Origin of the sequence: Sorangium sp. So ce385, assembly GCF_051474135.1 — a bacterium.
Classification (GTDB): domain Bacteria; phylum Myxococcota_A; class Polyangia; order Polyangiales; family Polyangiaceae; genus Sorangium; species Sorangium cellulosum_D.
In genome coordinates this window covers 4,915,889-4,939,399 of the sequence record NZ_CP150337.1, presented here as the reverse complement: position 1 = coordinate 4,939,399, position 23,511 = coordinate 4,915,889, and the positions used below count along the sequence as shown (strand labels likewise).

At 72.4% G+C, this 23,511-nt stretch carries 16 protein-coding genes; 9 read left to right on the top strand and 7 right to left on the bottom strand.

Annotation, left to right across the window (positions count from 1 at the left end):
- The first annotated feature begins 128 nt into the window (after nucleotides 1–128).
- Genes WME83_RS18120 through WME83_RS18110 form a run of 3 tightly spaced genes read left to right on the top strand, consistent with a single transcriptional unit; the run spans nucleotide 129 to nucleotide 3,507 of the window.
- Nucleotides 129–1,460, top strand: coding sequence for an HD domain-containing protein (locus WME83_RS18120; RefSeq protein ID WP_437320529.1), 1,332 nt, complete (start codon nucleotides 129–131; stop codon nucleotides 1,458–1,460).
- A complete protein-coding gene (locus WME83_RS18115) occupies nucleotides 1,460–2,230 on the top strand; it encodes a hypothetical protein (RefSeq protein WP_437320528.1) in 771 nt (256 codons plus the stop codon). Before WME83_RS18120 ends, WME83_RS18115 begins: the two co-directional genes overlap by 1 nt.
- On the top strand, nucleotides 2,227–3,507 hold the full coding sequence (locus tag WME83_RS18110) for a DUF4147 domain-containing protein (RefSeq protein ID WP_437320527.1): 1,281 nt from the start codon (nucleotides 2,227–2,229) through the stop codon (nucleotides 3,505–3,507). Before WME83_RS18115 ends, WME83_RS18110 begins: the two co-directional genes overlap by 4 nt.
- Nucleotides 3,508–3,604: 97 nt before the next feature.
- Here WME83_RS18110 and WME83_RS18105 read toward each other — a convergent pair whose 3' ends face one another.
- The 4 genes from WME83_RS18105 to WME83_RS18090 form a co-directional block, all read right to left on the bottom strand.
- A complete protein-coding gene (locus tag WME83_RS18105; protein ID WP_437320526.1) occupies nucleotides 3,605–4,537 on the bottom strand; it encodes a hypothetical protein in 933 nt (310 codons plus the stop codon).
- 262 nt (nucleotides 4,538–4,799) lie between these two features.
- The gene (locus WME83_RS18100) at nucleotides 4,800–5,381 is read right to left on the bottom strand and encodes an ExbD/TolR family protein (protein ID WP_020735583.1); all 582 of its coding nucleotides are present in this window, start codon (nucleotides 5,379–5,381) and stop codon (nucleotides 4,800–4,802) included.
- 15 nt (nucleotides 5,382–5,396) lie between these two features.
- Nucleotides 5,397–5,966, bottom strand: a complete 570-nt coding sequence (locus WME83_RS18095) for a biopolymer transporter ExbD (RefSeq protein WP_020735581.1) — start codon at nucleotides 5,964–5,966, stop codon at nucleotides 5,397–5,399.
- A 220-nt stretch (nucleotides 5,967–6,186) separates the two neighbouring features.
- Nucleotides 6,187–6,807, bottom strand: coding sequence for a MotA/TolQ/ExbB proton channel family protein (locus WME83_RS18090; RefSeq protein ID WP_231864858.1), 621 nt, complete (start codon nucleotides 6,805–6,807; stop codon nucleotides 6,187–6,189).
- Nucleotides 6,808–7,822: 1,015 nt separating this feature from the next.
- Between WME83_RS18090 and WME83_RS18085 the strand changes: the two genes are divergently transcribed.
- Genes WME83_RS18085 through WME83_RS18075 form a run of 3 tightly spaced genes read left to right on the top strand, consistent with a single transcriptional unit; the run spans nucleotide 7,823 to nucleotide 9,663 of the window.
- Nucleotides 7,823–8,485, top strand: a complete 663-nt coding sequence (locus WME83_RS18085; RefSeq protein WP_236644648.1) for a MotA/TolQ/ExbB proton channel family protein — start codon at nucleotides 7,823–7,825, stop codon at nucleotides 8,483–8,485.
- A gap of 3 nt (nucleotides 8,486–8,488) precedes the next feature.
- Complete coding sequence (locus tag WME83_RS18080) at nucleotides 8,489–9,055, top strand: ExbD/TolR family protein (RefSeq protein ID WP_020735579.1); 567 nt, start codon at nucleotides 8,489–8,491, stop codon at nucleotides 9,053–9,055.
- Nucleotides 9,052–9,663: an ExbD/TolR family protein gene (locus WME83_RS18075; RefSeq protein WP_437320525.1), complete on the top strand. Its 612-nt coding sequence runs from the start codon at nucleotides 9,052–9,054 to the stop codon at nucleotides 9,661–9,663. The genes WME83_RS18080 and WME83_RS18075 overlap by 4 nt, the downstream gene beginning before the upstream one ends.
- A gap of 152 nt (nucleotides 9,664–9,815) precedes the next feature.
- On the opposite strand, the gene WME83_RS18070 is transcribed toward WME83_RS18075, so the two are convergent.
- From WME83_RS18070 to WME83_RS18060, 3 genes are all read right to left on the bottom strand, one after another.
- Nucleotides 9,816–13,145, bottom strand: coding sequence for an SNF2-related protein (locus tag WME83_RS18070; RefSeq protein WP_437320524.1), 3,330 nt, complete (start codon nucleotides 13,143–13,145; stop codon nucleotides 9,816–9,818).
- 92 nt (nucleotides 13,146–13,237) lie between these two features.
- The gene (locus WME83_RS18065; RefSeq protein ID WP_437320523.1) at nucleotides 13,238–15,454 is read right to left on the bottom strand and encodes a sodium-translocating pyrophosphatase; all 2,217 of its coding nucleotides are present in this window, start codon (nucleotides 15,452–15,454) and stop codon (nucleotides 13,238–13,240) included.
- Between the two features lie 164 nt (nucleotides 15,455–15,618).
- Complete coding sequence (locus WME83_RS18060; protein ID WP_437320522.1) at nucleotides 15,619–17,136, bottom strand: TolC family protein; 1,518 nt, start codon at nucleotides 17,134–17,136, stop codon at nucleotides 15,619–15,621.
- A 440-nt stretch (nucleotides 17,137–17,576) separates the two neighbouring features.
- On the opposite strand from WME83_RS18060, the gene WME83_RS18055 reads away from it, so the two are divergent.
- The 3 genes from WME83_RS18055 to WME83_RS18045 all read left to right on the top strand — a co-directional run bounded on the left by WME83_RS18055 (nucleotide 17,577) and on the right by WME83_RS18045 (nucleotide 23,498).
- Nucleotides 17,577–19,418: a cytochrome-c peroxidase gene (locus WME83_RS18055; RefSeq protein WP_437320521.1), complete on the top strand. Its 1,842-nt coding sequence runs from the start codon at nucleotides 17,577–17,579 to the stop codon at nucleotides 19,416–19,418.
- A gap of 113 nt (nucleotides 19,419–19,531) precedes the next feature.
- Nucleotides 19,532–21,784, top strand: a complete 2,253-nt coding sequence (locus WME83_RS18050; RefSeq protein WP_437320520.1) for a hypothetical protein — start codon at nucleotides 19,532–19,534, stop codon at nucleotides 21,782–21,784.
- 100 nt (nucleotides 21,785–21,884) lie between these two features.
- Complete coding sequence (locus WME83_RS18045; protein ID WP_437320519.1) at nucleotides 21,885–23,498, top strand: aldehyde dehydrogenase family protein; 1,614 nt, start codon at nucleotides 21,885–21,887, stop codon at nucleotides 23,496–23,498.
- The last annotated feature ends 13 nt before the right edge of the window (nucleotides 23,499–23,511 follow it).

The window sequence follows — 23,511 nt, the reverse complement described above, 5'->3', positions numbered from 1 at the left end:
TGCTCCACACCGCACGCCCGGAGCGGCGCGGCCTCCTCTCCGCGCACACGCCCGCAGCCGGGCGCCATCAGGCGGCTCCTGAGTGACCTGCCGCCCTTCGCACCCATGGGGTTGCGTGGAGAACCGTCGTGATCCTTCGTGACCCGGTCCACGGCCTGATCGAGTTCGAGAGCGGCGAGGCGGCGATCGTCCCTCGCTTGCTCGGCGCCCGCGAGGTGCAGCGGCTGCGGCGGATCCGGCAGCTCGGGCTGACCTCGCTGGCGTACCCGGGCGCCGAGCACACCCGCTTCTCGCACGCGCTCGGGGCCGCTCACGTGATGCGCCTCCTGATCGCGAGGTTCCGCCAGATCGACCGCGACCTCCCGTTCTGGCAGAGGGTGACCAGCGATCGCGCGCGCGACGCGATCGCCGCAGCGTTCTTGCACGATCTCGGCCATGGCCCGCTCTCGCATCTGTTCGAGGAAGCCATGCCGGGCGCGCTCCACCATGAGCGCTGGACCGAGCGCATCCTGCTCGACCCGGCCTCGGACGTGCACCAGGTGCTCGTGCGCCAGGATCCGTACCTGCCCCAGCGGGTGGCCGACCTCATCGGCGGGCGACACGAGCTGCCGTACCTCGCCAAGGCGGTGAGCGGGACCTTCGACGTCGATCGCTGCGACTACCTGCTGCGCGACGCGCACGCGACGGGCGTGAGGTACGGCGAGTACGATCTGCCGTGGCTGCTGCGCAGCCTCCGGTTCAGCGACGTCCAGGTGGAGATGCCCGGCGGCGGCGCCGCTTCTGCCCCGCCCGCGCCCGCGCTCGCCATCGACGGGACGAAGGGGATGCGCGCCATCGAGTCGTTCCTCCTCGCCCGCTACTTCATGTTCCAGCAGGTCTACTTCCACAAGACCACGCGGAGCGCAGAGTGGATGATCGGCGCCATCCTCCGGCGCGTCGTCGCCCGCCTCGCCGCCGGCGACCGGATCCCCGAGGTCCCCGCCGCCGTCGCGGCGATGGCCGTCGGCGAGATGCCCACCCTGGAGCAGTACCTGGAGCTCGACGATCAGGTCCTGCTCGGGGCCATCCACGCATGGGAGAACGCGTCCGATCCCGTGCTGTCCGATCTCGCCCGCCGCCTGCGCGCGCGCTCGCTCTTCAAGTCGGTCGAGCTGTTCCCCGAGCCCGGCGAGACGCCGGCCGAACGCGACGCGCGGCGCGCGGCGGCGCTCTCGACCGTGCGCGAGATCGCGCAGGGCGCCGGGCTCGACCCGGAGGTGTACGTCGGCGTCGACGTCGCCGAGGACACGCCCTACGCCGAGGACGAGTCGCTCCTGGTCGTCTACCCGAGAGGACGCCCGCGGCGCCCCGCCGAGGTGTCCTTCTTGCTGGAACGTCTGCGCAACGAGACGATGACGCGCCCCCGGATCCTCTTCGCGCCCGAGCTGCGAGAACCGGTGCGGGAGGCGCTGGTACGCTGATGACCACCACGAACCAGGCAGCACGGGGATCGATCGAGCTCGCGCGGGCGCGCCGCCCGGCGCGCCCGCGCCGCGCCGCCGCCAGGGCGCTCGCCGGCGCCGCGGCGCTCGCGGCGCTCGCGGGGGCGTCCGCGGCGCGCGCGGACGGCGACGGCATGGTGCGCGCGGACGGCGACGGCGCGTACGGCCGCCTCGACGGAGACCTCGATCTGCGCGCGGGCGCGGGCGCCTCGTTCGCGAGCGGGGGCCCGGCGCTCTGCGCGCACGGCGCCGCGGCCTACCTCTCGACCGCAGGGCTGTACGCGCACTACACCGACGCGCTCGGCGCGCAGGGCGCGACCGTCGCGCGCTCGATCGCGGGCGGCGTCTTCATTCAACCGCTGTTCCTCGGCCGGTACGCGAGCGACCTCGAGCTCGGCGCGCCGTGGCTCGACCTGCTCATCGACTCGGTCGCGCTCGGCGTGGGCTCGTTCTGGGAGGCCCCGCCCGGCGGCGGGCTCGCGTCGGAGCCCGGGCTCGAGCTCTCGCTGTCGCTCGACGTGCCGCTCCTGGGCCGCGCCACGGGCCCGTTCCTCGGCGTGCGGGGCGCGCTCCGCTGGGGCGGACCGGCGCTCGCGGGCGACGCGAGCCCGCGCGACGAGCAGCGGGCGCTCCTGTCGATCGCGCTGAGCTGGCACCACGTCGTCTCGGCCCACATCGTCGACGCCGGCGACCGCGCCCCCGCCCAGGTGGCGGCGAGGCGAAGCGAGGCCGGCGCGGAGGGCCGTTGAGCGCCGCGCTCGACGCGCTGCGCGCGGCGCTCGTGTCGGCGTTCCGCGCCGGGCTGGCGGAGCTCGATCCCGCGGGGCTCGTCGAGCGCGCGCTCGACGCCGAGGCCGGCGCGCGCCGCGGCCGCGTGGTCGTGATCGCGGCCGGCAAGGCGGCGATCGGGATGGCCCGGGGCGCGCTCCGCAGCTGGGGAGACGGCATCGCCGGAGGGCTCGCGGTCACCGTGGCGGCCCCGGCGACCTCCGCGCGCGATCCGCACGTCGCGCCGGCCGACCCCGAGGAGGCCGCGCTGCGCCCGCTGCGCCTGATGCGCGCGGCGCACCCGATCCCCGACGCGCGCAGCGTGGACGCGGCCGAGGCAGCGCTCGCTTCGGCGGCCGCGCTCGGGCCCGACGATCTCCTGCTGGCGCTCATCTCCGGCGGCGCCTCGGCGCTGCTCGCGGCGCCGCCCGAAGGCGTGTCCCTCGCGGACAAGCAGGCCCTCGTGGCGGCGCTCCTGGAAGGGGGCGCCCCGATCCAGGAGGTCAACCTCGTTCGCCGGCACCTCTCGCGGATCAAGGGTGGGCGGCTCGCCGCCGCGGCGGCGCCGGCGCGCGTGCTGACCCTGCTCATGAGCGACGTCGTCGGCGGGCTCCCGCACGACATCAGCTCGGGCCCCACCGTCCCGGACCCGACACGCGTGGAGGACGCGCTCGCCGCGCTCCACCGCCGGGCCCCTCGGCTCGCGCGGCTCGCGCCCGCGCTGAGCGAGTCGCTGAAGCCAGCGGACGCGCGCCTCGTCGAGGCGCGCGTGCTCGCCGATCCGGACAAGCTCGCCGAGCGTGTGGCGGCCGCCCTCGCCGACGGCGCGGGGCTGCGCGCGGTCGCCGCCCCGGCCGAGGACGGCGACGCGCGCGCGATCGTCGAGCGCCGCCTCGCGCTCGCGCGCGCGCTCGCCCCGGGCGAAGCGGTCGTGATCCCGTGCGAGCCGACGCTCGCGCTGCCGGCCCGGCGCGGCGCCGGCGGCCGCGCGGGGTGGATCGCGCTCGCGGCCTTGCGCGATTTGCCGCCGGACGTCGCGGTCCTCTGCGCGGCGTCCGACGGCGTCGACGGCAGCTCCGGCGCGGCGGGCGCGGTCGTCGCCCGGCCTGCGGCCGCCGCGATCGACGACCGCGCGATCGACGCGGCGCTCGCGCACTTCGACGACGCGGCCGCGCATCGCGCCCTCGGTACGCGCGTCGAGACCGGCCCGACGGGCCACAACCTCACCGATCTGCACATCGTCGCGCGCGCGCGCTGATCGCCGGCGCGCGCCGCTCACCGGGCTGCCGGGCGCGCGCCGCTCACCGCGCTGCCCGGCGCGGCCTCAGCCGCTCACCGCGCTGCCCGGCGCGGCCTCACTGCGGCTCGGCGGCGGCCGCGGTCGTGTCGCCCATCGCCTCGCGCACGGCGAGGGCGAGCGCGCAGCTGTTCGCCTGCCGCTGCCGCGCCTCGAGCACGCTCCCCTCGACGGACGGCGTTCCGCCGATGAGATGGCCGCTCGCCTCGCGGCGCACCCGCAGCACCGGCTTGCCGTCCGACAGCCGCCACACCCCGACCCGCGCCATGTGCGGCACCCCGAGCAATGCCTCGGTGCTCGTCGCGCCCTCGGCCGGCTCATCGAGGACGAGGAGGTAGTACTGCGCCCGCGTCAGCAGCTCCGCCGCGAGCGGCACGTCGTCGCGCATCGTGTCCTCGAAGCTCGACTCCAGGAGCCGCAGGCGCAGCTCGCTCGAGGCGTCCTGCGCGTCGCGCACCCACTCGTCGGAGAGGACGTGCATCGTCCGGTAGGCGACGCGCAGGTTGAACGGCTGCGCGGGCCGCGAGCAGCGCTCGGCCTCGTTGCAGTACTCGCCCGCAGAGCAGTCCCGCGTGCGCTTGCACTCCGCGCCCGCCAGCGGGTTCGGGTTCGGCACGCGCAGGAGGCACGCGGTGAACGCGTCGCGCAGCGACTGCTGCGCGTTCTTGCGGACGGCGTCGACGCTCCCCGCCTCGTCCACGCGGAGGCGCAGGTAAATGCCCGCGAGCTCGCGGAAATTCCACGCCTTGAGCGCCTCCCGATCCACGAGCTCGGCGCCCGCGCTCTGCGCCAGCTCGAGCGTCCAGCCCTCCACGCGCTCGCGCATCGGGAACCAGCGCGGGCCGAGCTCCACGGCGACCGCGCGCTGGCGCGCCATCAGCTTCTGGCGTGCGCTCTCGATCTGCCCCTGGGACCACTTCCAGTGGAGGATCGCCGAGACCGCGAGGACGAGCGCCGTGTAACCCCAGAACTTCCCCCGGGGCCAGCGCATCTTCGAGCGCGCTTCCCGCGCCCTGTAGACCGAAGGCAAGCCGCGTTCGCGGGGCGGCTGTTCAGACGACATAGGAGAGGCTCCACGCAGGAGGCACCGGTACGATCACGCGCGCGCGGCGGCCTCCTCCACACGGGCTGCGCGGAGGGGAACGCCGCGCCGAGCGCGCCGCTGTTGCCACCACGTCCGATGGTGACCGGGGCCGCCGGGCATCGCCCAGCGCGCCCCTTCCTTCTGTGCTCGATAGGTCAAGAAGCGAGGATCACTGCGACTTCGGGAGCTTGCTGACCATGAAGCTGACGTTCGGGTAACCGGCGAACGCCGCGGTCTGGAACACGCTCTTCACGACCAGCGCGGGCACGTTCTGATCGACCTGGAGGATGCACACGCCCGGGAACGGCTTGTTCGGCTGCACCTGCTTCCACAGCTCGCGCTTGTTCTTGAGCAGGTTGAAGAGCTCGTCGATCTTCTGGAGGCGCCCGAGCTCCTCGATCGCGCGCGTCGACCCGGCCAGGGCGCCGTCGACGAGGATCTGGTTGCCGTTCACCGCCACCATCGGCGCGTCGATGACGTCTTCGACGTTCTCCGCCTTCGGGAGCTTGACGTTCTTGTCGACGGCGATCTCGCCCGACGCCGAGAAGGACATCAGGAGGAAGATCACGGTCACGACGAGGAAGTCGATGAAGCTCACGAGGTTGAGCCCAGCGTTCGGGCTGCGTGCGCCGTGCCCCGACACCTTGTTCCACACGAACCGCAGCGGCACGCCCTTCATCAGCCGGCGGCCCGGCTGATGGATCACGTGGGCGTGGGGGTTCTTGTGGTGCTTCGGATTGAACCTATCCATGTGCGCGCTCCTGCCTCAGCGGACCGAGAACGTCATGTTGAACACGGGGACCTGCTTGTTCCCCTCCGGCAGCCTCATCTCGCGCTTCGGCGCGTAGAGCGCGTCGAGCACCGCGACGATCTCCTTGAAGGGCGTGCGGTTGTCGGTGTGGAGGATCGCCTGGTCGAGCTTCTTGTCGCTCGGATCGCGGTGGCCGCCGTGCGTCTTCCACTCCTCCTCGATCCGCTTCGCCAGCTCCGGGTAGCGGATGATCTTGGAGCTCGGGTCGCCGAGCTCGACGGGCGCCTTGTTCACCTTGACCTCGTTGACCACGGTCGCGCCCTGCTTCCACACGAGCCCGAACTCGCTCTCGCCGATGTGCAGGTTCAGCACCTTCTCCGGCGTCTGCGGGGTGAGCTCCTTGTTCGGATCGGGCGGGCCAGGGACCTGGGCGTCCGCGTTCATCCGTGAGTTGGTGACCCAGACCGCCGTGATCAACAGGAATGCAATCGTGACCATCAGCAGGTCGATGAACGGGATCATGTTGATATCGCTGTTCGTCGACCGCTTCTTGCCGCCACCGTCGCCGACGTCTACGCCGCCCATATTGCCTTCCCAACGTGAGCCGGAGCTCACTTATCCAAGTTGTTGCGGGAACACCCTGCTCGCAGCTCGCGGAGGGCCACCATGCTGGGTCTGACTTCGTCGCTCTTCTGAAGTTCCCGGGGCCCCGCCGGCGCGAGCCGCACGGGGCTTCGAGGCGCGAGAGCGGGCCCAGGCGGAAGCGCGCGGGACGCGCTCGACGACCTGGGCCCGCCGAGGACCATCAGGCAGCCGCCTGACCGACCGCTGCGACATTCACCTTCTGGCGGTTCGCGACGACGAGGTTGAGGATCTGCACCGATGCCTCGTTGATGTCGTCCTCGATGTGCTGCGTCTTGCCGTTGAGCACGGCGAAGCCGATGAGGCCGATGATCGCCACGCCGAGACCGAAGGCGGTGCAGTTCATGGCCTCGGAGATGCCGAGGGCGAGCACGCGGGCCTTCTGGCTCGGGTCGACCGACTCGCCGGCGACGGAGCCGAAGGACTTGATGAGGCCCGTCACGGTCCCGAGCAGGCCGGAGAGCATCGCGAGGTTCGCGAGCAGGGCGAGGTAGGAGGTGCGCGCGCTGATCTTCGGCAGCTCACGGAGAGCCGCCTCGTCCATCGCCGCCTGGACCTCCTCGTCCGGACGGTTCACCTTGACGAGACCGGCCTGGACGATGCGGGCCAGCGGGGCGTTCGCCGCGGAACACATCTTCACAGCCTTGGCGACATCGCCCGCCAGGATGCACTTCTGCATCGTCGCGAGGAAGACGTCCTTGTTGATGGACGAGCCGAACAGGTAGAGGGCGCGCTCGACGATGATGCCGATCGTCAGGATCGACCAGAACAGGATGGGCCACATGCCCCACCCACCCTCTTTGAAAGCTTCATACGCTCCGTGCATTGCTTCTGTCCTCCAGTTCGCCTCGCGTCCCCGGGATGAGGTTTCGCGCAACTCGATCGGTTCCCTATGTCAGACTCGTGTTGCCGAGGGGCGGCAGTCTTTCACTCACACGTAAGAACGGATGAGAGGCCTATTTGCTTGGCGGCGCTGGCCGTGGACGGCTTGCTCCTGTCGCTCTCTGGCGAGATGCCCACGGGACGCTAGCCGAGCGGCGCTGACCTCTGCAAGAGTCCTGATCGTCTCTTCTGGTCCCGGCGCCCGGCGCCGTCCCAGCTCTCCCACCTGTCGTCCAAGACTGACTTCGCGTCGTCACGCCAGGGGCCCGTGATGGCTCTGGGCGCGGCTCCCCGTTCACCGCAGAGCGTGCCGCCATCCGGCCAAGCTACGCCGATGCACCCGGGGGACTCGCGCATCTTCGCGATTGAGACCCGGCGCCGTCAAGAGAGATTTGGCCACACGTGAGCGCTCTGATGCGGGCAAAACTTTACAACAATCGCAGGGTTATGTCACCATTCGCCGGGCGCGCCGCGCGCCGGCCCGCAGCGGATCCCGCGAAGCCTGGGGAGACGCAGCGCGCGGCGCGGCGGCCGACGGCCGACGGCGCGACAGCGCACCGCGGCAGTGCGAGGGGCATTACCCCGAGAGGATGCGCAGTGACTCAACGAGCGAGCGAGCGCTGGATCGGTAGAGCACGGCCGCCTGGCCGGGCGCCGGCGACGGGGGCGAGTCAGGGAGCTCCGTACCCCTCCGGCCTCGATCGACCCGCGCCGCCGCGCCGCGGCCGGCGCGCTCGCCGCGAGAGGCACCGCTGGTTCTGCGGGGATTTGCGGCGATCCCGGGCTCTCGCCCCCCGGCGCGGCCGCATCGCCGAGCTTGCGCACGGGATCGGGCGGCAGTTATAGTCGCCGCGCCTAGAGATTGTCGGGCTTCTGACGACGCTGAGAAAGGGACTTCGAGGATGCGTCATCTGCTGATGTTGGCGGCCGAGGGTGGTGGCGAAGGCGGGATGTGGGAGGCCATCAAGCACAATCCGACCTTCCTGATCGCGAACCTGGTCGTCTCGGCGGTCGTGGTGACGATCATCATCGAGCGGACGGCGTTCCAGCTGGGACGCTACCGCGTGAACTCCAAGGAGTTCTTCGCTCAGGTCAAGAAGCTGGTGGCCGCGGGCAACATCGATCGCGCCATCAAGCTCTGCGACGCCAGCGATTACCCGATCCTGCAGCTCGTGAAGGCCGGCCTGACCCACGCGAACAAGGGCGCGGACGAGATCGACGCCGCCCTCAGCGAGAAGCTGTCCGAGCTCAAGCCCGCCGTGGAGAAGCGCATCGGCGCCCTCTGGTCGCTCGCGAACATCGCGACGCTGATCGGCCTCATCGGGACGGTCTCCGGCCTGATCAACACCTTCGCCTCCATCGCCGCCCAGGGCCTCTCGCAGGCCGACAAGCAGCGGATGCTCTCGAACGGCATCGCGGAGGCCATGTACAACACGGCGTTCGGCCTCGCGATCGCCGTCGTGTGCATGATCGCGCACGTCATCCTCCACACCCGCTCCAAGAACATCCAGCACGATCTGGAGGCGACCACGGAGCGCGTCTTCAACCTGCTCACGATCAGCAGCAAGCCTGGCTACTAGCCCATGGCGGACCCGCAAGACGTCCCGCTCAGCTCGGCGCAGCGATCGAAGATCCGGCGCCTCTCGCAGCCCAAGGAGCCCGAAGCCGGGGAGGAGGCCGGCGAGCTCAACGTCGTTCCGTACCTCGACATCATCACGAACATCCTCATCTTCGTGCTCGCCAGCGTCTCGGTGACATTCGTGTCGTCGATCGACACGACGCCGCCCTCCATCGGCGGGGGCAAGGTGCGCAGCGAGCTCTCCAGCAAGGCGTTGAACCTGTCCGCGTTCATCACCAGCCAGGGGATCTCGCTGAAGACGTCGAGCGGCAACATCGCGACCGGCTGCCAGGACGTGGGGAGCGGGGTCACCGTGCCGAAGACGACGAACGACAGCTATGATTTCCCCGCCCTCACGGCGTGCGCGAAGCGCCTCAAGAACGCCCGCCCCGAGTTCAAAGAGGAGACGCAGGTGACGATCACGGCGAACCCGGGCATCGACTACAAGACGATCATCGACGTGATGGACGCGCTGAGGAGCGACGCGGGGGAGGAGCTGTTCCCGGAGGTCCACTTCGGAGTCGCCCGATGAGCGCCGAGCAGCCCCCCCCGCCCCCGCCCCGGCCGAAGGCGAGCATCGTCCGCTACAAGGCGGCCCTCCGGAAGGCGATCCGCAGGAACCGGCGGGAGCCGGAGATCGACTTCCTGAACATCACGGCGATGCTCGACCTGATGACGATCATCCTCGTCTTCTTGCTGAAGAGCGTGGGGTCGTCGGCGGCATCCATCCCGCAGTCGAAGGACCTCACCCTGCCGAAGTCGGTGATGCAGTCCGAGCCCTCCCAGGAGGGCGTGGTGGTCATCGTCTCGAAGTCGCAGATCCTGGTCGGCGAGGATCCGACCCCGATCGTCCTTTTGCCCAACCGCGAGCAGCTCGCGCAGTCCGGCGTCGACGCGAAGTACAAGCGCAGCGGACCGAACGATCTCTACATCGTGCCGCTCGCGAACGCCCTGTCCCACGCGCGCGAGACGGACAAGGCCATCCGCGCCGCGAAGGGGCTCGATCCTTCGTCGTCCGAGGCGATTATCGTGGCCGACGCCACCACGCCGTACCGCCTGCTGATCGAGGTCATGTTCACCCTCGGGCAGAGCGAGTTCGGCAAGTACCACCTGATGGTCCTGAGCGGCAGCAAGCAGTAAGCCGCCCCCCTGCCCTTCCGGGAAGCGCGCCGCCGGTTTCCCGGCCCTCGCGCGCTCGCGACGCGCTCCCCTCGCGAGCGACGCGCTCCCCTCGCGAGCGGCGCGCTCCCCTCGCGAGCGGCGCGCTCCCCCCGGAGCGCGCCGCGGACCGGTCAGTCCACCGCGAACAGCTCTTCCAGGTCGGCCTTGGTGAGCTTCTTGGCGCCGCCCGCGTCCTCGCTGAGGACCGAGGCGACGAGCTGGCGCTTCTTGTCCTTGAGCAGCAGGATCTTCTCCTCGATCGTGCCCGCGGCGATGAGCCGGTAGGCGGTGACCACCTTCGTCTGCCCGATGCGGTGGGCGCGGTCGGTGGCCTGCTGCTCGACGGCCGGGTTCCACCACGGATCGAAGTGGATCACCGTGTCCGCCGCCGTGAGGTTCAGGCCGGTGCCGCCCGCCTTGAGGCTGATGAGGAAGACCGGCACGCTCGGGTCGCTCTGGAAGCGCTCGACGCGCTCCGGCCGATCCTTCGTGGAGCCGTCGAGGTACTCGTAGGCGACGCCGTCCTCCTTCATCGCCTTCTCGATGAGCTTCAGCATCATCACGAACTGGCTGAAGACGAGGACCTTGTGCCCGCCCTCGACCGCGTTCGCGATGAGCTCCCGGACCGCGACGAGCTTGCCCGAGTCGTCGTCGCCGAACTCGCGCGGCAACCCGAGCAGCCGAGGATCGCAGGCCGCCTGCCGCAGGCGGGTGAGGCCGGCGAGGATCTGCAGCTGGCTCTTCGCGAGGCCGACGCGCTCGACCTCGCCGAGGACCTGCGCCCGCACCTCGCGCGCGACCTGCAGGTACAGCGCCCGCTGCTCGCCGGTGAGATCGCAGATCTGATCCATCTCGATCTTCTCCGGCAGATCCTTCGCCACCTCCTGCTTCGTGCGGCGCAGGATGAACGGGTGGATCGCGGCGCGGAGGCGCTGCGCGGTCTTGTAGTCGCCCGCCTCGATCGGCCGCGAGAAGCGGGCCTCGAACTTGTCGAGCGAGCCGAGCAGGCCCGGCGAGACGAAGTCGAAGATCGACCAGATCTCCGACAGCCGGTTCTCGATGGGCGTGCCCGTCAGGGCGAGCCGGCGCTTCGCGCGGAGCCGCTTGGCGGCGGCGGCGGTGGCGCTCATCGGGTTCTTGATGTGCTGCGCCTCGTCGAGGATGGCGTAGCTCAGGTCGAGCTGCGCGAGGAAATCCTCGTCGCGCCGGAGGAGCGCATAGCTCGTGATCACCACCTCGGCGGCCTTGACCTCGTCGATCTGGTCCTTGCGATCGGCGCCGTGCCACAGGGCCACCGAGAGCGACGGCGCGAACCGGGCGAGCTCGCGCTCCCAGTTCGTCACGACGCTCGTCGGGGCGACGATCAGCGCGCGCATGTGCTTCTCCTCCTGCTTGACGGCGAGCAGGAGGGCGATCGTCTGGACCGTCTTGCCGAGGCCCATGTCGTCGGCGAGCACGCCGCCGGAGCCGATGTCATGGATGAACTTGAGCCATGACAGGCCGGCCTCCTGGTAGGGGCGGAGCGTCGCCTTCAGGTTCCGGGGCCGCTTGGTGCTGCCGATCTCGTCGATGTTGCTGAGCTTGTGGAAGAGCTCGCGCGCGGAGGCGGTCACGTTCGATCCGCTCGCGTGCTGGAGCAGCTCGTGCACCCGGCCCGCCTGCGCGAGCGGCAGCCGGCCGTTCCTGCCGGCCGCCATCATCAGCTCGACCTCGCGATCGAGCATCGCGCGCACGGCGTCCGGATCGAACGCGGCGAACGACCCGTCCTCGAGGCGGACGTAGCGCTTGCCCTCGGCGAGGCAGCGGCGCAGCTCGTCGCGATCGACGCCGACGCCCTCGCTCTCGAAGCTGAGCTTGACGTTCAGCCAGTCCATCCCCGAGGTGACCTTGGCGAAGACGCCGATGGGCCTGCTGCGCACCTGCGTGTCGACGAGATCCTCGGGGACGAAGAGGTCCCAGTCGTCGGGGAGCTCGGCGAGCCCCTCGGTCCAGAACGTGAGCGCCTGATCGCCGTTCGCGATGAAGCCCTGGCCGGTCTCGTCGGGCTTGAGCCCGAGGGCGAGCAGCTTGCTCGCCGCCTCCTGCTGCGCGGCGATGTCCACGCGGATGCAGCGGGCGCGCTTCATCCCCTCCTCGGGCGGCTGCACGAGCACCGGCGGCGAGATGCCGTCGGCGCGCACGGCGACCTCCGCGTCGCCGTACGCGGCGAACAGCGTGACGCGCGCCTCGATCAGCGAGCCGCCCGCGCGCATGCGGAACGTGGGCACGAGGTCGACGACCTCGGCGATCTGGTTCAGGTCGGGCAGCTCGGCGCCGACCTCGAGGGCGATCTTGGGCAGGCCCTGCATGATGATGCGGGGCAGCTCGCTCATCGGCTCGCCGATGGTCGGCGAGCGGAGCAGGCGGCGCATCGCCGCGGGGGAGACGCGCTTGTCGATGCGGCGCGCGAGCCCCTCCTGCGTGTCGATGTGCCAGCCCGGCCAGCCCTCGAACCACCCGCCTTGCAGGAGCGAGAAGCGGCGCTTGTCGTTCACCCGCTCGAAGCTCGCCTTCACGATGATGGTGTCGCCGCCGACGGTCTCGAGATCGAAGCGCGGCCGCAGGCTGTCCTCGCCGAAGCGGAGCTGCATCAGCGCGGGCTCGAGGAGCACGCGCTGGCCTTCCAGGAGCGGGAGCAGCTCGGCCACGTCCTCGCCGCGGATGTCGACGGCGGGGTGGCGCGGGTTGCCGCTCTCGAACCGGGCGAGCAGCCGGAGCGCGTCGCGGTCGGGCGTCGGGTAGAGCGCCTGCCAGGCGAGCGCCGCGGACGGCAGCACCGGGACGCGCGCCTCGGCGTCGAGGACGGTGACGGTCAGCGCCCCCTGGCGCACGTGGAGGCGGAACTCCACGCGGCGGGCCCCGGTGACCCCCTCGGGCGGGAGCCAGGCGCCGATCCCGGTCTGCTTGGCCGTGGCGTCGAGGACCGGCGCCGTGAGGGTGACGGCGGAGCCCGGCGGCCCGTGGGTGCCGACGACGGTCGGGACGGGCACCGGCGGCGTGATCGCCAGCCGCCCGCGGCGGTCGCGCCTGCGCACGCGCTTCAGGGCGTCCCCGCCGGCGTGGGCGGTCTGCGGGACGAGCGCCGGGATCGGCGGCTCGCGCCGGGGCTGCGCGCCTCGGGCCTGGTCGCGGATGCTGATGAGCAGCGCCGCGACGTGCTTGCAATGCTGTCCGGCCTTCTGGAATGCCGGACAGGAGCACTGGGACTGGATTCCATCGGGTGAGAGCTCGACCTTGACCGGATACGGCTCGGAGTCGGCGGCGCGGACGGTGCCGCTCGCCATCGTCTCGTTGATGGAGATGTCCTCGACGACGCGGCGGCGAAAGTACTCCAGCCCGCGGAGGAAGGTGCGGGCGCCAAGGAGCCTTCGCAGGCCACGATCGCTGAGGGTGGAGAGTGCGTCGGAGATCGGAGGCGGCACGTCGTGGGCTCGGGATACATGCGGCGGCAATTCGCCGGGATGGGTCGGGTGGACGGGACCCCTGGCGGATCCCGCTGGATGAAGAACCGTCATCAGATGAAGAACGGCAAGAACACGATGATCACGGCGGGGAGCATCTTGATGAGCACGTGGATCGCAGGACCGGCCGCGTCCTTGAGAGGATCGCCGATCGTGTCGCCCACGACGGCGGCGCCGTAGGTGGGGTTGTCCGCCCGCGCCCCCGTCTCGTCGACGAGGTAGCGCCCACCGTGCGCGCCGGTCGCGATGTACTGCCTCGCATTGTCCCAGATCGCCCCGGTATTCCCTAAGAAGAGCGACCCGAGGACGCCTGCGACCGTCCCGGCCATGATCAGGGCCGCGACTGAATCCGCCGCGACCAGAGGATTATCTTCCGTCCTTGCAAAGCGCAAGGCAAGTCCCACGACGACGGGCGCCACCGCCGTGACGAGGGCCGGCGCGATCATATGGCGCAGCGCCGCCCGGGAGACCATCTCGACGCACGGCTCGTGGTCGCCGACGAAGCCCGGCGGCCGGGCCCGGGCCTGCCGCTTCACCTCGTCGAGGACGCGGCGGCCGGCCTGGAGCACATTCCGGATACAGCGGCCGGCCAGCCAGAAGACCAGGAGGATCCCGACCAGCGCGCCGAGGTAGACCTCGGGGCGGTCGAGGCGCACGACCATCGCGGCCGTCTCGCCGCTGCTCGGCGCGCTCGACGTCAGCGCGCGCCGCCGGGACTCGTCGAGGTAGCCGGCGACGAGCAGCAGCGAGGCGAGCGCGGCCACGCCCGCCGTGTACGCCTTCGTGAGCGCCTTGGTCGTATTGCCGACCGCATCGAGCACGAGCGTCCGCCCGCGCACGTCCGGCCGCTCGCGGGCGACCGTCACGGCGACGATGCCGCCCGCGTTGTCCACGATGGGGCCGAACGCATCCATGGCGAGGACGTAGCCCGCGGTGCCGAGCATCCCCATCGTGGCGACCGCGGTCCCGAACAGGCCTCCGCCGGCGAGCCCGGAGCGGGCGCCGAGCTGGTACGAGCCGAAGGTCGCGCCGACGACGACGAGGAGCGGGAGCACCGAGCTCTCGAGGCCGATGGCGAGCCCGCGCAGCACCGCCATCGCGGAGCCGCTGCGGGCGGCCTCGGCGAGCTCGCGCACCGGGCGGTGCCGCTGCTCGGTGTAGTACTGCGTCACGTGCAGCACGCCGATGCCCGTGGCGATGCCGAGGACGCCGCACGCGAAGAAGACGACCCAGTGGGCGCCGAGCAGCCACTTGGCGGCCCCGGCGATGCCGACGGCGTGCAGGATGGCCGTGACGTAGAGCCCCCGCAGCAGGGCGTTGAAGGCGTCCTCGCGGTCGTCGGTCTTGACGACCATGACGCCGAAGAGCGTGGCGATGAGGCCGAACGCGCGGCTGACCAGCGGGAAGAGCACGACGGCGAGGGCGCTCGGGAGCCCAGCGTTGTTGCGGAAGAGCATGGCGCCGACCACCATGGCGCCCGCGTTCTCCGCGACGGTCGAGGCGAAGACGCCGGCCGCGCGCCCGGCGCAGTCTCCGACGGTATCGCCGGCCAGGTCGACGATCGTGGCCGGGTTCTGCAGGTCGTCCTCGTCGAGGCCGACCTCGGCGCCGGCGAGGTCGGCCCCGAGGTCGGCCGCCTTGGAGAAGGTGCCGCCGCCGAGCTGCGCCATCAGGGCGGCGAAGGAGGCGCCGAGCGGATAACCGGCGATGACCCAGGGGATGGTCGGCGCGAGCGCGAGCGCCTCGGCCGGCTCGGCCCCGAAGCCGCCGCGGAACGCGAGGACCGCGGCGAACAGGCCGCCGAGGCCGAGCAGGCTCATGCCGACGACGAAGAGCCCCGACACGGCCCCCCCGCGCAGGGCGATCTGCAGGGCGAGGTCGAGGGAGCGGCGGGCGCCGCTCGCCGCGCGCACGCTCGTGCGGGGCGCGATCCAGGTGGCGACCCGGCCCGTGGCGACGGCGCTGGCGGCGCCGACCGCGAACGAGAGCGTCAGCCAGACCCCGAGCTCCAGCGCCGGGACCGGGTTCTTCTCCCCGGCGCTCCGGAGCAGGCCGTACGCGAGGAAGATGGCGCCGCCGAGCATCGCGGAGACCGCGGCGATCACGCTGCTCTGGCGGCGAAAATACGCCTCGGCGACGCCCTGGATGATCGCGGCCACCCGCTGCATCTCGGGCTCGACCGCGGGGCGCGCGACGACCCAGCGAGCGAGGTAGACCGCAAAGGCGAGCCCGATCAGGCCGCCGCTGAGGATGAGCGCAAGCTCCGTCATGACGGGCGGACCGGGCGCGCACCGTGGACGCGCTGCCTCGGCCGGTGAGGGAGAGTGCGGGCGGTGCCCGCGGAAGCGCCGCAGGAACCCGCGCTGCAGCGGCGCACGCCTTCCCTACTCCGGCCGGGTGAGCCGCGCAAGCGAAGACGACGCGCGCGGTGCGGTCATTTCGCGACGTTCGCGTCGCGCCCGAGGGCGTGGTCCAGCCGGGTCTTCGCGACCAGCGCCCCGACGCGCGCGTTGAGCTGCAGCAGCCGCGCCGTCGTGACCTCTCTCTCCGAGTCCACGAGGTCGGTGCTCGTCGCGCGCCCGGCCCGGAACAGCTCCGATTTGACGCGCATCGCCTCGAGGGCCGCCGCGAGCTGCCGCTCCGCGGTCTCGATGCTGCGCGCGGCCTTGCTCACGTCGGTGTAGGCCTGGGCCACTTCCATCCGGAGCCCGTCGCGCAGCACGGCCTTCTGCTCCGCGACCTGCGCCGTCCGGGCGCTCGCCTCGGCGGAGGCCGCCGCGGTCGTCGCGATGTCGTTGAGGACCCACGTGGCGCGGGCGCCGGCGGCCCACGTCAGGTCGAACTCCTCCCGCGCCGGGAAGATGCGCTGGTTGGGGTTCGCGTACGTGACGTCGGCGACCGCATCGAGGCGCGGGAAGTAGCCGGCTCGCGTGAGCTGCTCCGACTTCTTGAGCGAGTACAGCGTCTCGTCGAGGGCGCGGATCTCCAGCCGCTTCGAGAACGCTTCCTCCTGCAACGCGGGGAGCGGCTGGGTCGGCGGCTGCGCGGCGACGCTGCCGGTCATGACGTCGATCCCGACCGTGAGCGGCCTGCCCTGCGCCGCCGCTCCGAGCGCGATCCGGACCTGCTCGTCGGCGACGAGGAGCGTCGCCTGGGCTTCGGTGAGCAGCTGCTCTGCGTTCGCCACCTGCGCCTCGAGACGGAGCACGTCTGCCCGCGAGAGCAGCCCCACCTCGAACGTGCGCTGCGCGTCCACGAGGTGCGCCTTCGCCTGGGACACGGCCTCGTCCCGGACGACGACCAGCCCCTTCAGCCCCACCCAGTTGAAGAAGGAGATCTTCGCGTCGGCCGCGATCTTCAGGGCCTCGGCCTGCACCTCGAGCTTCTTCGCGGTCTCGGAGTGGGACGCCGCCGCGTATCCCTGGGAGATGCGGAGCACGTAGTCCGAGATGGGCACCGCCAGGCTCGCCGACAGCGAATACTGGTTGAGGATCTGCGCGCCCAGGCCGAACTGCGCCAGCTGCGGGTCCTGCTCCACCTCGGACAGGCGCATGTAGCTGCCTGTGAGGGTGATGCGCGGAAAGAAGTTCACCGCCGCCTGGTCGACCCGCGCGGACGCGGCCCTGAGCTCGGCCTGCTTGGCGCGGAGCGACGCGTGCGTCTGCAGGGCGATCTTCGCGAACTCGTCCGGCGTCAGCCCTCCCGGCTGGGGGGCGAGCGCGGTGGCGAGCGGATCGGCCTTCGGCGCCGGCAGCTGCGCCGCAGCGACGGGAGCCTGGGGGGGCTGCGGCTGACCGGCAGCGGGTGGCGCGGGCGCGGGCTGCGGAGCGGCCGGAGGCGGGGCGGCCTGCTGCGCCGCGGCGGGCGGTGCGATGAGCCCGAGGGCGAGCAGCCCGGCGAGCGTCGAGGCCAGCGAGATGCTGCGTCGAGACGAGGGTGCGGTGCTTTTCATGACCGGTGGGTCACTTATGGGCGGTGAAAGCACCCGTCAAGATCGCAGGCGATCGCGCGCATCACGCCTCGGCGATCGCTCGCCTCGCCCTCGCGCGAACGTGACCGGGCAGCCGGCGCGCTCGGCGCACGGCGCGTGTCGCCGCGCAAGCGCGCATGAACCCGAGGAGGTGCCCGCGCGGGCCAAGACCGCGCGGGCGCCGTGGTCTGACGTGTTCGTCATGCCGTGCCGCAATGGGCCAGGACAGCCGGGACATGACGGCCGACTCCCGGGAGGGAGCCCCGCGTCCCAAAGACCGATCGCACCGTCCACACGCGCTCTTTGGATGGCAGAAATCCGTCGCTCCCCCGGAGGCAACGCTTATTGCGGCGCACTATCGAATGGAAGAACATCTCACCAAGTGGCCGCCATCTTGCTTGGCGGCGACCGGAGGGCCTCACATGCATAGACTGCTTGCATCTCGCCGCAGCTTCTCCCCGATGCTCGCCATCCTCGCGACCGCATCATCGTTTGCCGCCTGCGCACCATGGGAGCTCGGTGAGGACGAGCCCCCCCAGGTCGATGATCCCAGCAGCGTCGCGATCGCGGCGGAGCCGCCCCCCGCCATCAGCGGCGGGACGCTCGCCGTGAGCAAGAGCGCCGCGCGGGCGGTCGCCGCGGACCCGGACCGCGACCGGGTGTGGGTCGTCGATCTCGAGGGACAGCGGTTGATCGCGGAGATCGCCCTGGAAAAGGGGGACGAGCCAGGCCGGGTCGTGGAGGACGCCGCGGGGCGGTTCCACGTCGCGCTCCGCCGCGGCGGCGCGGTCGTCACGATCGACGCGGACAGCGGGAAGATCGTCGGCCGGCGCGCGGTGTGCCCGGCCCCGAGGGGGATCGCGTACGACGCGAGGACCGACGCGCTCCACGTCGCGTGCCTCGGCGGCGAGCTCATGACGCTCCCGGCGGCCCGCGGAGCCGCGACGCGCCACCTGCAGCTCGACCGCGACCTGCGCGACGTGGTCGTGGACGGGGATCGCCTCCTGGTCAGCAAGTTCCGCTCGACCGAGCTGCTCACCGTCAACGCGGACGGCAGCGTCGCGGAGCGGCAGAAGCTCCCGCACTTCAACCTGTTCGGGCAGGAGTTCGCGCCGACCGTCGCCTGGCGGACGGTCGGCCTGCCGTCCGGCGGCGTCGCGGTCGTGCATCAGCGCGCCCTCGTCGCGCCCGTCGAGGTCGTCGAGGGGGGCTACAGCTCCGGCGGGTGCGACGGGAGCATCGTGCACAGCACGGTGACGGAGGTCGGGGTCGCCGGCACCACCGAGCGCCCGAGGATCTCCCCGGCCTTCCCGTCCGCGACCCTCCCGGTCGATCTCGCGGTGTCGGCCGACGGCATGTCGTACGCCGTCGTCGCGGCAGGCAGGAGCGAGGTCCTCATCACCACCTCGACGATGTTGAACGCGAACGCGATCATGGACTTCGGGGACGGGGCGGGCTTCAACAACGGCGAGGGGACCTGCATCGATGCGGAGCAGCGGGTGGCGGTGGACGGCGAGCCCACCGCCGTCGCGTTCGCCGGCGGCGCGGTGATCGTGCAGACGCGCGAGCCCGCGGCCATCCACGTGCTCGGGACCCCTGGCATCTCCAGCAACCGCGTCATCACGCTCCCCGGCGAGAGCCGGAGAGACACCGGTCACGAGATGTTCCACAGGAACGAGTCCGGCCCGATGGCCTGCGCGTCGTGCCATCCGGAAGGCGGCGAGGACGGCCACACGTGGGTCTTCAACCCCATCGGCCCTCGGCGCACCCAGTTCATGAGCGGCGGGATCCTCAACACCGCGCCGTTCCACTGGGACGGCGACATGTCGGGCATCGAGGCCATCATGGACGAGGTGTTCGAGCGGCGCATGGGCGGCGTGCACCAGGGGCCGCGCCGGGTGAACCTCTTCGCCCGGTGGATCGACAGCCTCCCGGCGCCGCCGGTGTCGCTGGTGCCCGACCAGAACGCCGTGGCGCGCGGCGAAGCCCTCTTCCACGACAAGGCCGTGGATTGCGCGCGCTGCCACGCGGGCGCCCAGCTCACGAACAACCAGTCGTTCGATGTCGGCACGGGCAAGGCCTTCCAGGTCCCGTCGCTGGTCCGCATCGGCGCGCGCGCGCCCTTCATGCACGACGGGTGCGCCCCGACGCTGCGGGACCGGTTCACCAACACCGCCTGCGGCGGCGGCGACCTGCACGGCAAGACGTCTCACCTCAGCGCCGACCAGATCGACGATCTGGTCGCCTACCTCGAGACCCTCTGACCCCCCTCCCCGCCGGCTCCCCGGCCGGATTTCCGCCGGGGAGCCCGCCCGGATCGCGCCCCCCTCACCGCGAATGATGTAACCCGCGCCGAGCCGCGATATGCTGGCGCGGCGTGAACGTCGCAGAGAAAGTCGCCACCCTCGAAGCGCTCCTCCAGCGGGTGCAGCGGAACGCCGCTGCGCCTCGAACCCGGTCGCAGCTCCCGGTCTCCGCCGAGCTCGTCCCGCACCGCGGCGAGGCGCCCGGCGCCATCGCCAACGACACGGCGGGCGCGGCCTTGCCCGACGCCAGGTCGACCGCGGCGGAAACGTCGCCGGCGAACGAAGCACGGCCGGCAGCCGCGGCCGGCGCGGTCGCCGCAGGCGGTCCGTCGGCGCCGCGCGCCGCAGAGCCGGCCCTGGACGACGTCGGCAGCCTCGACGGCCCGGCCGGCGATGCGCGCCAGGTCGCCGCGCAGGCGCCGCAGACCGCGGCCGCCGGCGCGGCGAGGCAGCCGGCGGCGGCCGCCAAGGCACCGCCGCAGCCCACCGCGAAGACGCCGCCGCAGCCTGCGGTGAAGACGCCGGCCGCCACGCCTGCCGCGAGCGGGGCCAAGGCGCCGGCCGGCAAGCCGGCGGCCACCACGCCCGCGGCCGCGACGGCGGCGCGCGTCCCCGCGCCGCCTCCCAGCTCCCCCGGAAGGCAGGCCGCGAGGCCCGGCGCTCCCCTCGATCTTGCGCGGGCCGAGGCCCGCGACGCCGGCCCGCAGGAGACCTATCGCCCGCCCGCGGAGCCCGCCGAGCCGAAGCCGAGGGACGCGGCCAGGCCCGCGGCCAAGGTCGCCACGCCGGCCGCCAGGACTGCCGCGCTGGGCAGGGACGCGGCCGCTGCCGGCCCGGCGGTGCCCCCCGCGCGCGGCTCCAGCCCGCGCGCAGAAGGGAAGCCGTTCTTCCCGCACGAGGACCCTGCGGCGAGGCCGAAGGTCGTGGAGAGCGACAGCGAGCTCTCGTTCGCGGGGCTCCTCCCCGACGAGCCGGAGCCCGCGCAGAGGCCGGGCGCCGCGCTGAAGCTCCCCGCCGAGCGCAGGCCGGAAGCCGCAGCGCGCAGCTCGTTGCTCGATCGCGCCGAGGCGCCCGTCGCGGCGCACGCCACGACCACCCCCGTCGGCAGGGAGGGCGCCTCCGCGCTGGACGCGGTCACGGCCCGCGCGCCGTCGGCCGGCGAGCCGGTCACCCCCAAGGCGCCGGAGCAGATCGCCGCCGCCACGCGGCGCGCGATCGGGGAGCCTGCCGGCGAGCACGAGTTCAGCCGCGAGATGGTCGACGACGAGCCGACCGTCATCCGCGGCATGCTCGAGGACGAGCCCACGGTCATCCGCTCTCGCCCCGAGGGCCTCGAAGACGAGGAGACGGCCGTGCGTTCCGCGCGGTCCGAGGCCCAGGCGCTCGCGCGGTCGATCCAGGATCAAGAGACCGTCGAGGCGCCGCCGGGCGTGCTGCCCAAGGTGGCGAGCGAGGAGGCGGACGCCAAGCCCAGGCCGAAGCCGGTCGATCGCGATCTCCTCCCGAAGGTCATCACCAAGGATCCGCCCATCCCCGCGGAGAAGGAGCTGAAGCCGTCCGAGCGCGTCACCACGCGACCGCCCGCGGACGCCAGCGTCAGCGTCACCGATCGCCCGTCGCCGCGCCCGCGCTCCCGCGCGGGCCTCGTCATCGCGGCGGTGGTGCTCCTCGTGGGCGGCGCGGCGGTCGCGCATCGGCTCGGGTTGTTCGGCTCCGAGCCTGCGCCCCTCCCGAACGTCGTCCCCGACACCTCCCCGGGCGCGACGCAGGACACGACCGCGCAGCCGCAGGCGCCGGCCGCGGCGCCCGCCGAAACCGCGCCCGCGCCGTCGGCCCAGCTCGCGGCGCCCGCCGAGACCGCGGCGCCCGCCGAGACCGCGGCGCCCGCCGAGACCGCGGCGCCTGCCGAGACCGCGGCGCCCGCCGCGAGCTCGGCGCCGGCCGCCGGCGGCGCCGAGAATCTGCCGTCGAACCGCGGGCACCTGCTGATCAACTCGTCCCAGCAAGCGTCGGTGTACGTGAACGGCTCGCTGGCCGGAAACACGGGCGAGACGCTCGACGTGCCCTGCGGGACGCGGTACGTGCGGCTCGGCAAGCTGACGACCGAGAAGGCGTCGACGCCCACGTGGCTCTCCGCAGGCCAGGCGGTCATCGTCGGCTGCCGCAAGCAGACCGTCGTCGCGATCGAGCCCACCGCGGCGAGCCCGTCGCCGGATCGGCCGGCCAAGCGCAAAGCCAACCCCGCTGCTGACAACGAGGGCTCGGCCCCCGCCCCCGCCGAAGAGACCACGCCTGCCGCCCCGGCGACCGATCCCGCTCCGTAGCCACCCCATCCCGCGCTGGTCCGGTCGCCTCCCCTGCGCCCTCGAGGGCGGCTGCTCGCCCTGCAGGGGGGCGGAAGCGCAGTGCTAGGCTCGGCGCTCCATGGACTCCAAGACGGCTGCCCATCCCGGCGAGGCAGGCGCGGCGGCGAGCGAAGCCGCGGCCTCGCCGGCGCCCGTCACGGCGAGCGCTGGACCCTTCCCGATGCGCAGCCCGGCAGGCGGCGAGCTCCTCGACGACGTCACGGCGACAGCGCCGAGCGCCGTCGCGGCGATCGTCGCGCGCGCGCGGGCGGCGCAGGCCGCCTGGGCCGAGGTCCCGATCCGGGAGCGGGCGGAGCGCGTCGCGAAGGTCAAGAGGCGCCTGCTCGCGCGGGCCGAAGAGATCGCGGCGCTCCTGCACCGCGAGTGCGGCAAGCCGATCGAGGAGGGCGCGCTGGCCGAGGTGCTGCCGAACGCCGATCTCGTCGACTACTGGACCCTGTCCATCGAGGAGCTCCTCGACGAGTCCCCCGTCGATCTCGACGCGATCGCCTATCCCGGCAAGGTCGGGCGCATCCGGAGGGACCCGCGCGGCGTCGTCGCGCTCATCACGCCCTGGAACTACCCCGTCGCGATCCCGATGCGCACGATCGTGCCGGCGCTGCTCGCGGGCAACGCCGTGGTCTTCAAGCCGAGCGAGGTCACGCCGCGCGCCGGCGCCCTCGTGGCGTCGCTGTTCGATGGGCTCCTCCCGGACGGCGTCCTCACCGTCGCGCAGGGCGGCGGCGACGTCGGCGCCGCGCTCATCGAGGCCGGCGTGGATCTCGTCGTCTTCACCGGCAGCGTCGCCACCGGCAAGAAGATCGCCGTCGCGTGCGCCGAGCGCCTCATCCCGACGTCGCTGGAGCTCGGCGGCAAGGACAGCGCCATCGTGCTGAGCGACTGCGACCTGGAGCGCGCCGCGCGCGGCGTCGTCTGGGGGGCCTTCACGAACGCCGGACAGAACTGCGCCTCGATCGAGCGCGTCTACGTCGAGCAGGCGATCGCGGATCGCTTCATCGCGCGCGTCGTCGCGCTCACCGGGCAGCTGCGAGCCGGCGTCGACGTCGGGCCGATGACCACCGCGCGGCAGGCCGAGATCGTGCGGGGCCAGCTCGACGCGGCCGTCGAGCGCGGGGCGGAGATCCTCGCCGGCGGCGCGTCGGAAGCGGGATCGCTCGCCTTCCCGCCGACGGTGATCAAGCTCGATCGCGAGGACACGCCGCTGCTCCAGGACGAGACCTTCGGCCCCATCCTCCCCGTGATCGTCGTGGAGAGCGCCGAGGAGGCGATCGCGCGCACCAACGCGTCCCGCTTCGCGCTCACGACCAGCCTGTGGACGCGCGGCTACGAGCGAGCCCACGCGCTCGCTCGGCGGCTGCGCTCGGGCGTGGTGACGATCAACAACCACGGCTTCACGGGCGCGCTCCCGGCCGCTCCATGGACGGGGACCGGCGACAGCGGCCACGGCGTCACGAGCAGCCCGCACGCGCTCGCGGAGCTGACGCGGCCCCGCTTCGTCCTCGAGGATCGGAGCAGAGCGAAGAGCGAGCTGTGGTGGTACCCTTATACGCCGTCGCTCCGGACCGTCGCCTTCGCGATGGCGCGGGCGCGAGGTGGAGCCGGCTTCTTCGGCCGCATCGGCGCCCTGGTCGAGCTCGTCGCCGCGCTCGCGAGGCGCCTGCTCGGCCGCTGATCCGGAGCATCGA

What these genes read in the sequence shown, in the direction of transcription:
- WME83_RS18115 (WP_437320528.1), top strand. Translation starts at nt 1,460, where the DNA reads ATGACCACCACGAACCAGGCAGCACGGGGATCGATCGAGCTCGCGCGG.
- WME83_RS18105 (WP_437320526.1), bottom strand. Translation starts at nt 4,537, where the DNA reads ATGCGCTGGCCCCGGGGGAAGTTCTGGGGTTACACGGCGCTCGTCCTC.
- WME83_RS18100 (WP_020735583.1), bottom strand. Translation starts at nt 5,381, where the DNA reads ATGGATAGGTTCAATCCGAAGCACCACAAGAACCCCCACGCCCACGTG.
- WME83_RS18095 (WP_020735581.1), bottom strand. Translation starts at nt 5,966, where the DNA reads ATGGGCGGCGTAGACGTCGGCGACGGTGGCGGCAAGAAGCGGTCGACG.
- WME83_RS18090 (WP_231864858.1), bottom strand. Translation starts at nt 6,807, where the DNA reads ATGTGGCCCATCCTGTTCTGGTCGATCCTGACGATCGGCATCATCGTC.
- WME83_RS18085 (WP_236644648.1), top strand. Translation starts at nt 7,823, where the DNA reads ATGTTGGCGGCCGAGGGTGGTGGCGAAGGCGGGATGTGGGAGGCCATC.
- WME83_RS18080 (WP_020735579.1), top strand. Translation starts at nt 8,489, where the DNA reads ATGGCGGACCCGCAAGACGTCCCGCTCAGCTCGGCGCAGCGATCGAAG.
- WME83_RS18075 (WP_437320525.1), top strand. Translation starts at nt 9,052, where the DNA reads ATGAGCGCCGAGCAGCCCCCCCCGCCCCCGCCCCGGCCGAAGGCGAGC.
- WME83_RS18065 (WP_437320523.1), bottom strand. Translation starts at nt 15,454, where the DNA reads ATGACGGAGCTTGCGCTCATCCTCAGCGGCGGCCTGATCGGGCTCGCC.
- WME83_RS18060 (WP_437320522.1), bottom strand. Translation starts at nt 17,136, where the DNA reads ATGAAAAGCACCGCACCCTCGTCTCGACGCAGCATCTCGCTGGCCTCG.
- WME83_RS18055 (WP_437320521.1), top strand. Translation starts at nt 17,577, where the DNA reads ATGCATAGACTGCTTGCATCTCGCCGCAGCTTCTCCCCGATGCTCGCC.
- WME83_RS18045 (WP_437320519.1), top strand. Translation starts at nt 21,885, where the DNA reads ATGGACTCCAAGACGGCTGCCCATCCCGGCGAGGCAGGCGCGGCGGCG.